Source organism: Streptococcus sp. AS20 (assembly GCF_000524255.1).
GTDB classification, from domain to species: domain Bacteria; phylum Bacillota; class Bacilli; order Lactobacillales; family Streptococcaceae; genus Streptococcus; species Streptococcus constellatus.
In genome coordinates, this window is sequence record NZ_JANS01000008.1 from 40,928 (window position 1) to 47,629 (window position 6,702).

The 6,702-nt window shown below is 39.1% G+C and carries 8 protein-coding genes; 1 reads left to right on the plus strand and 7 read right to left on the minus strand.

Going from position 1 to position 6,702, the window contains the following annotated elements; translation table 11 throughout:
- Positions 1-5: 5 nt before the first annotated feature.
- Positions 6-704, minus strand: a complete 699-nt coding sequence (locus HMPREF1514_RS04470) for a 3-oxoacyl-ACP reductase (RefSeq protein WP_037597557.1) — start codon at positions 702-704, stop codon at positions 6-8.
- The gene (locus tag HMPREF1514_RS04475) at positions 697-933 is read right to left on the minus strand and encodes a DUF2829 domain-containing protein (RefSeq protein ID WP_003028259.1); all 237 of its coding nucleotides are present in this window, start codon (positions 931-933) and stop codon (positions 697-699) included. Before HMPREF1514_RS04475 ends, HMPREF1514_RS04470 begins: the two co-directional genes overlap by 8 nt.
- Positions 934-1,127: 194 nt before the next feature.
- Between HMPREF1514_RS04475 and HMPREF1514_RS04480 the strand changes: the two genes are divergently transcribed.
- Positions 1,128-1,331, plus strand: a complete 204-nt coding sequence (locus HMPREF1514_RS04480) for a cold-shock protein (protein WP_037597559.1) — start codon at positions 1,128-1,130, stop codon at positions 1,329-1,331.
- A 144-nt stretch (positions 1,332-1,475) separates the two neighbouring features.
- On the opposite strand, the gene HMPREF1514_RS04485 is transcribed toward HMPREF1514_RS04480, so the two are convergent.
- The 5 genes from HMPREF1514_RS04485 to HMPREF1514_RS04505 all read right to left on the minus strand — a co-directional run bounded on the left by HMPREF1514_RS04485 (position 1,476) and on the right by HMPREF1514_RS04505 (position 6,616).
- Positions 1,476-2,114: an RpiB/LacA/LacB family sugar-phosphate isomerase gene (locus HMPREF1514_RS04485; RefSeq protein WP_037597561.1), complete on the minus strand. Its 639-nt coding sequence runs from the start codon at positions 2,112-2,114 to the stop codon at positions 1,476-1,478.
- Positions 2,111-2,572: a GNAT family N-acetyltransferase gene (locus HMPREF1514_RS04490; RefSeq protein ID WP_037597563.1), complete on the minus strand. Its 462-nt coding sequence runs from the start codon at positions 2,570-2,572 to the stop codon at positions 2,111-2,113. Before HMPREF1514_RS04490 ends, HMPREF1514_RS04485 begins: the two co-directional genes overlap by 4 nt.
- A 12-nt stretch (positions 2,573-2,584) precedes the next feature.
- Positions 2,585-3,013: a GNAT family N-acetyltransferase gene (locus HMPREF1514_RS04495; RefSeq protein ID WP_037597565.1), complete on the minus strand. Its 429-nt coding sequence runs from the start codon at positions 3,011-3,013 to the stop codon at positions 2,585-2,587.
- Between the two features lie 54 nt (positions 3,014-3,067).
- The gene (locus tag HMPREF1514_RS04500; RefSeq protein ID WP_037597567.1) at positions 3,068-4,456 is read right to left on the minus strand and encodes an APC family permease; all 1,389 of its coding nucleotides are present in this window, start codon (positions 4,454-4,456) and stop codon (positions 3,068-3,070) included.
- Positions 4,457-4,627: 171 nt separating this feature from the next.
- The gene (locus tag HMPREF1514_RS04505; RefSeq protein WP_037597570.1) at positions 4,628-6,616 is read right to left on the minus strand and encodes an ABC transporter permease; all 1,989 of its coding nucleotides are present in this window, start codon (positions 6,614-6,616) and stop codon (positions 4,628-4,630) included.
- Between the last annotated feature and the right edge of the window lie 86 nt (positions 6,617-6,702).

The window sequence follows — 6,702 nt, forward strand, 5'->3', positions numbered from 1 at the left end:
CTCCCTCACTTCAAACTCCAGCCACCATCGATTTTGAGAATTTCGCCCTGCATAGGCTGAGCTTTTCCTGAGGCGAGAAATAGAGTCAACTCAGCTACTTCCTCTGGTTCTATCCAACGCTTAATAGGGGTTTCATTTGCCACCCAATCTGCTAAGCCACCTGGTTCAAAATCTGCCGCAGTCATCTTGGTTTTGACTGCTCCTGGTGCAATTCCAAAAATCTGAATTCTTGCTTCAGCATAATCAAGTGCTAATTGCTTGGTAAATCCTGCTAAAGCATGCTTAGAAGAGGTATAAGCATGACCGCCACCACCAGCTAAACTCGATGCGATAGAGCACATATTGATAATGATGCCTGAGTTTTTCTTCAACATCTGTGTCAGATAATAACGAGTTAATTCTACCGGTGTCACATAGTTAATCTCGAAAATTTCTTGGATTTCTTGAGCAGTCTGCTCCAGTAAAGGTTTATAATCATCTAGTACTCCAGCTGTATTGCAGAGGACATCTACCTGCGGACACCAGTTAAAAACTGACTGAAGCGCCAGCGTTAAATCTTGTTGAAGAAAATGAAAATCTCCTGTTAGATTTGGTTCTTTAGACTGGTCTACACCATAGACGCGCCAGCCATTTTCCAAAAAGAGCTGTGCCTGTGCTCGTCCAATCCCTGAACTGACTCCCGTCACCAATACTGTCTTAGTCATGAACTTCCACCCAGTCATCTGCTAAGACATCACAAGGAGTTGGGCTCCACATGGAAAAGCCTTCCCCTTCGCCTGACACGTTGATAAGAAAGTACGGAGTCACATCAAGTGTCACTCCATTTTGTTCAATGCTGTCAAAAAGCTGGATGTAGTTCTCTGCCCCACCCCAACCAGTACGAACGTATTTCTTCTTAGCTTTCAGACCTGGTAAAATTTCTTCAAATGTCATTATCTTATACCTCTTTCTTCTTTTCATATAACTAGTATAGCAAAATATGATGTCCTACGCTGTTTTTTCCTTGCCTTTTGCTGCTACTTTTGCTAGACTAGCAAGAGTAAATGAATTTTGAGTAAGTATTTTTGTTTTTCATCTTTACTTTTTCTATTTTTTACACAATCTTTTAGAGAAAGGAAGTAAGATGTATGACACAAGGTACAGTAAAATGGTTCAATGCTGAAAAAGGCTATGGTTTTATTTCACAGGACAATGGATCAGACGTTTTCGCTCACTTTTCAGCGATTCAATCTGACGGATTCAAGTCACTGAATGAAGGTGACAAAGTAATGTTTAACATTGAAGAAGGTCAGCGCGGTCTTCAAGCAGTCAATATTACAACATTAGCATAAAACAAGACAAGACTGGGATTTCCAGTCTTGTCTTGTTTTAAAATGACGTTATAATGTCAAGTTCACTTTTTACCATAAACAGTCAAATTTGCAAAGATAATGAAATGTGTAGGGACATCTACTTAGTGCCTCCGCTTTTTCATTTCACTTTTTACCTATTTTTTCTTTCAGCAAACGGATGAACTCTTCATTGGTTCCATTCGTTATAATAGCATTCATCACTATCTTTCTTTGCAACAATTTAGTGAAAGTATCAGTTGGAAGTTGTTCTACTAATTCTTCCCAACTTCGTTTCGTCAACTGATTCAGGTCCTTTAAGCTACTTGCTTCCAACCTTTTTCTTTCTACTTCATTTTCAGGATAACCCATACCAAACTCACCATCAAATAATTTATCCAATGTATATTGCAGGTTCAATTCTCCTTGCCAACCAAAATTTAACCCTAATGGCAGGGAAGCAACATTTCCTCCATTGATTCGTCCAAAGAGGAAAGCATCTTGTGGGGTCTCTATATAGCCACACAAAAGACCTGGTAAACTATTACAGGCAAGCATCATACCTTGACCTGAAGAGCAACCTGTTACAACAAAATCCACTGCTCCACTTTCTATTAAGAGACTAATCATCATCGCTATGTTAACATAAGAATACTGCTCGTTCTCCTCCTCAAAAATACCAAAATTCAGCACTTCGTCAGACGATTGGACTGCTTTTTTTACAGATTCAAATAGCAGCGAATTCATATTTCTTCGAGTGGTTCCTTGGATAACCGCAACTCTCATTTCAACTCCTTTTCCATTTTGACAAAAAGGTAACTATCGCCATTGCTTTCCTGAGGCTGCCGCCCAATCACGTTGAAACCACAATGAAGATAGAGCTTTTGAGCTCTTTGATTAAAATCTGCAACTGAGAGAGCTAAGCTTTTTACTGAGATATTTTCTTCAATAAACTGCAGAATGGTTTGTAAAAACTCTTCCCCTTGACCTTTACCACAATACTCTGGCTTCATCCCTAAACCTAGTTCTTGCTTGTCTTTGCCAACTGGGAAAAGACAGAAAAAACCATACAATTCATCATTTTTGAGAATTTGATAATAGTGATTGCCGCGCGCTTCAGGAGATAAAATTTCTTCATAATCCTCAGGATCTGCTTGCATATCATAAAAGCTATAAATTCCTTCATAATGCCAATTATTAGCAATTTCTTCTGCATTACTTTGCCTTAATGGTTCAATCTTCATAGATGTCCTTTCTCAAAATTCCCAATAAAAACGTTTCTGATCAGCTTTTTCCTCACAACCCAATTTTCGATAAAACTCATGAGCCTTCATTCGTGAAATACCAGAGTTTATTCGAATACCTGTATAACCAGCTGCCACGCCCTCTTCACGAATAGCCTGCATCAAAGCTTTGCCATATCCCTGACCTTGAAAATCTTTGTCAACTGCTAATGCCAACAGGTTGAGTAAAGGCGGAAAATAGAGGCAATCATAGCTAGCTGCATGAGCATAGCCAATCACTTGTCCAGCTTGGTTTTTGGCTACTAAAATAATCTGTCCTGGCTGCTGCAAAACTCGTGCTAATTGAGCTTTCGTTGCTCCAATATCATAATTGTAACCCAAGATCTCCAAGTTGATTTTTTGGATAGCTGCTGCATCTGACAATTTTGCATGACAAATCATCAAAACACCTCTATATCAAAAAACAGCCTAGCTGGCTGTCTGGATTAAAACTCATCAATTGATTTCCGAATGGTGGTAGCCATAGATAAAATAGATTATCGTTCCGACTAGTAAAGCAAGCCCAAATGCTATCCAAGTGTCAGAGCCATATTGGCTCATGAAAGACAGGCAGATAATAATCGATAGGATAGGCGTCAAAGGTACCAAAGGAGTTTTAAATTCCCCTGCTTGAGGAAGCCCTTTGTCCTTTCGAAGCTTCAAAATAGCAACTGCTAACAACATCAAATAAGCCAATGTACAGATATTCAAAAAGGAGGCAATACTTGCTAAAGGAAACATCCCCGCACAAACTGCTGCAGCTATTCCCACCAAAATCGTAGCATTTTTCGGAACTCGACTAGTAGCAGTTAATTTTCTAAAGGACTTTGGCAGCAAACCATCACGCGCAATACTATAAATCATACGCGACAGAGCATAGGTCATGGAAATACAGACAGTAATCAACGTCAAAATAGCCACTACCGACACATAATTAGCCGCCCAGCTAAGCCCCACACTACGAAGGGCGAAAGCGACTGCATCGGCTACATCTAACTGGCTGTAGTGAACAATCCCTGTCAAAACCAATGTCACTAATATATAAAGAACTGTTACAATGGATAGAGACAACACAATCCCTCGTGGAACATTTTTTTGTGGCTCCTTTATCTCGTCTACCGCCATAGATATGGACTCAAAACCCAAAAAGGCAAAGAACATCAGAGAAGCACCAGCCATAATACCAACTTCACCACCATACAGTTTACCAAATCCAAATGGAGCAAAATGAGACCAATTTTCAGGCTTAATAAAGAAGATTCCTGCCAGAATAAAAAGAGCAAGTGCGGAGAACTTCAAGACAACCAAAGCAGAATTAAACCGCAAAGCTGCTCTAGAATTTAACAGCACCACGCCAGTTACAAATACCAAAACCAGTATCGGCAGTAAATCTATATAAGTCCCCGCCTGCGGATTAAAGGTTCCATTGAGCATCTTGGGCATACTTAAACCAAAACCATTCAGCAAACCTTTCAAATAGGATGCCCAACCAGAGGCAACACTAGATACAGCCGTCATAAATTCCATAATGGTCAGCCAGCCTACTATCCAAGCTGGAAACTCACCAAGAACAGCATAAAGATAACTATAAGCACCCCCATTTGCAGGAATTCTTGACGCAAATTCTGCATAAAAGAAAGCAGACATACTCACGCAAAGAGCAGAAATAATAATCGAAACAACTAAAGCAGGACCAGCAAGCGTGGCAGCCGCTGTTCCGGTAATCGTAAAAATCCCCGTTCCTACCATAGCGCCAATTCCCAACAAAATCAAATCCAACAATCGTAAATGACGCCGCATGCCAGTCCGATCTCGACTAACATCTTTTTTTCTAAATATACCCATCCCAAACTCCAATTTCCTAGATTGAATTATTCTACCATAAAAGCAACTAAAAAGGAATCCGACAGACTATTTTTTATGAAGGAAATTAAAACAAGAGTAAGATTTAACTTACTCTTGTTTTAATTACTATGTCAATAACATTTTTCATTATGCTTATCACTAATCTCCAACTTACATTGACACAATCTTACGGTAACTGCGCGATGTGATGAGAAATACTAAAATATACACAATGAAGAAGACAACACAGACACCGAGCGTTACTTCGAGCATCAAAGTGGCATTCAGTACGCCGAGCACTTTCAGCATGAGGCTCAGCATGTGATAAGCAAAAGCCAGATGCACGAAAGCAAAGGCAAGTGGCAAAAAGAAGACAGTCAGCACTTGCTTGCGAATCGTTTGATAAGTTTGTTTTTCGTCCAGACCAACCTTTTGCAAAATGACAAAACGCTCACGATCTTCAAAGCCTTCTGAAATTTGTTTGTAGTAAATAATCAAAACAGTCCCCAACATAAAGACAATTGAAAGGAAAATACCAATAAAGAAAATACCACCTAACATACTCATGATTTCTTGATTAGAAATTGCTTTTGTATTTCCATAAACACCTGCTGGATCTGGCAAAGTCTGATTAAAGTTCCGTAATTTCTTTTGATAAATTTTATCCAGCTTTGCTTTGGTTTTATCAGAAGCTTTGATATTCAAGCCACCATATAACTCTGGATTAATATTCCATTTATCCTTTTCTATAGCCTCTAATCGTTCAGGATGATTGACAACCATAAAAAGCGACTGAGGGATAATGATATTATACTGATCTTGAATATTACCAACGACAAAATCATTCTTCAAGATGCTCTTAACAGTTAACGTCTGACCAGCTAGTTTGAGCGGCTGACTTTGTGAAATGTTCATTCCCTTTGCAAAAACTGCTGTCTCATTATCTTTTAAATGCAATGTTTTGCCAGTCATTTTCTGATAATCATCAGCGGAAAACAGCAGAATGTAAGCCTGTGGTGAAAATTGTTGTTCACCCTTAGCATAAATATCAAATTGTTTTCCCTTCTGAGACTTGATTCCCATGGAATAATACTGGTAAGCCTGCCGCTTAGTAACATAGAGTTTATTTTCATGAGCAAATTCAGTCAAGACCTGTTCTAGTTGCTTAGCATGAGCACCCTTTCCTCGTACGGAAAAATCATTCGGAAATAAGACTTTTTGTAAATATTGGCTGCCCGCATAGACATTAATCCCTCCAGACAAAGTCACCAAAACCATCGTTGAAAGAATCGAAATCGTTGCCAGTCCAACCGCATTTTTCTTCATCCGAAAAATCAGATTGGACACAGAAATTAAGTTATTAGGTTGATAATAATAACCTTTGTTCTTTTTTAGTAACTGTAAAAACACTGTAACACCCGCATTAAACAGCAGATAAGTTGCTAAGATAACAAAGAGAACCGCTACAAAAAAGATAAAGATAGCTGCCAAAGGATTTTTCACATTTAAGGCCAAATAGTATCCGAACGCAAGAGAGGCAAGACCAGCAATGGTTTGCAACCATAAAAATCGGCCTTTTTTCTCACCGCTACTCTTTTCCTTCGCCAACTGCAAGGCATTGAAACGCATAATACGAAGGCCGTTGATAACCACTAAGCCCGCAAAGATACAGGCATAGGTTGCTACAACAAAAATTAGAACAGGCAATTGGAAAGTGGAAACCAAGACAACTTTTAACCCCATCAATTTCAGGAGGAAAGCGTAAATTAAATTATCAAAAACAACACCAAGACTAATTCCAATAGTAACAGTTGTTATCCCTAAAATGAATAACTCAATAAACGTCATGATAAAGAGATGGCGTTTGTTTAGACCCAGCATCCCGTAAAGTCCTAACTCTTTGGAGCGATTTTTCATGACAAAGCTATTAGCATAAAAAACGATAATTGCCGCAGCAATTGTCACAATAATCACACCAAGAGCTAAGACAAACACAATGGAGTCTGCTCCTTGCAATTGTTGCAAATGAGGATTAAAGGCTAAAGAACTAAAAATATAGGAAATCGCTACCGCTAAGCAAGTGGCTAAAGCGAATGGATAATAAAGTTTGCGATTTTTTATCAGATTAGAAATCGCTAATTTTCCGGTTAATCTAAACACCTTACCCCACCTCACTTGCCATGACCGTTAAGGTATCAGAAATCTCTTGGAACATCTGCCGCTCCGTCTTGTCGCCTCGGAAAATC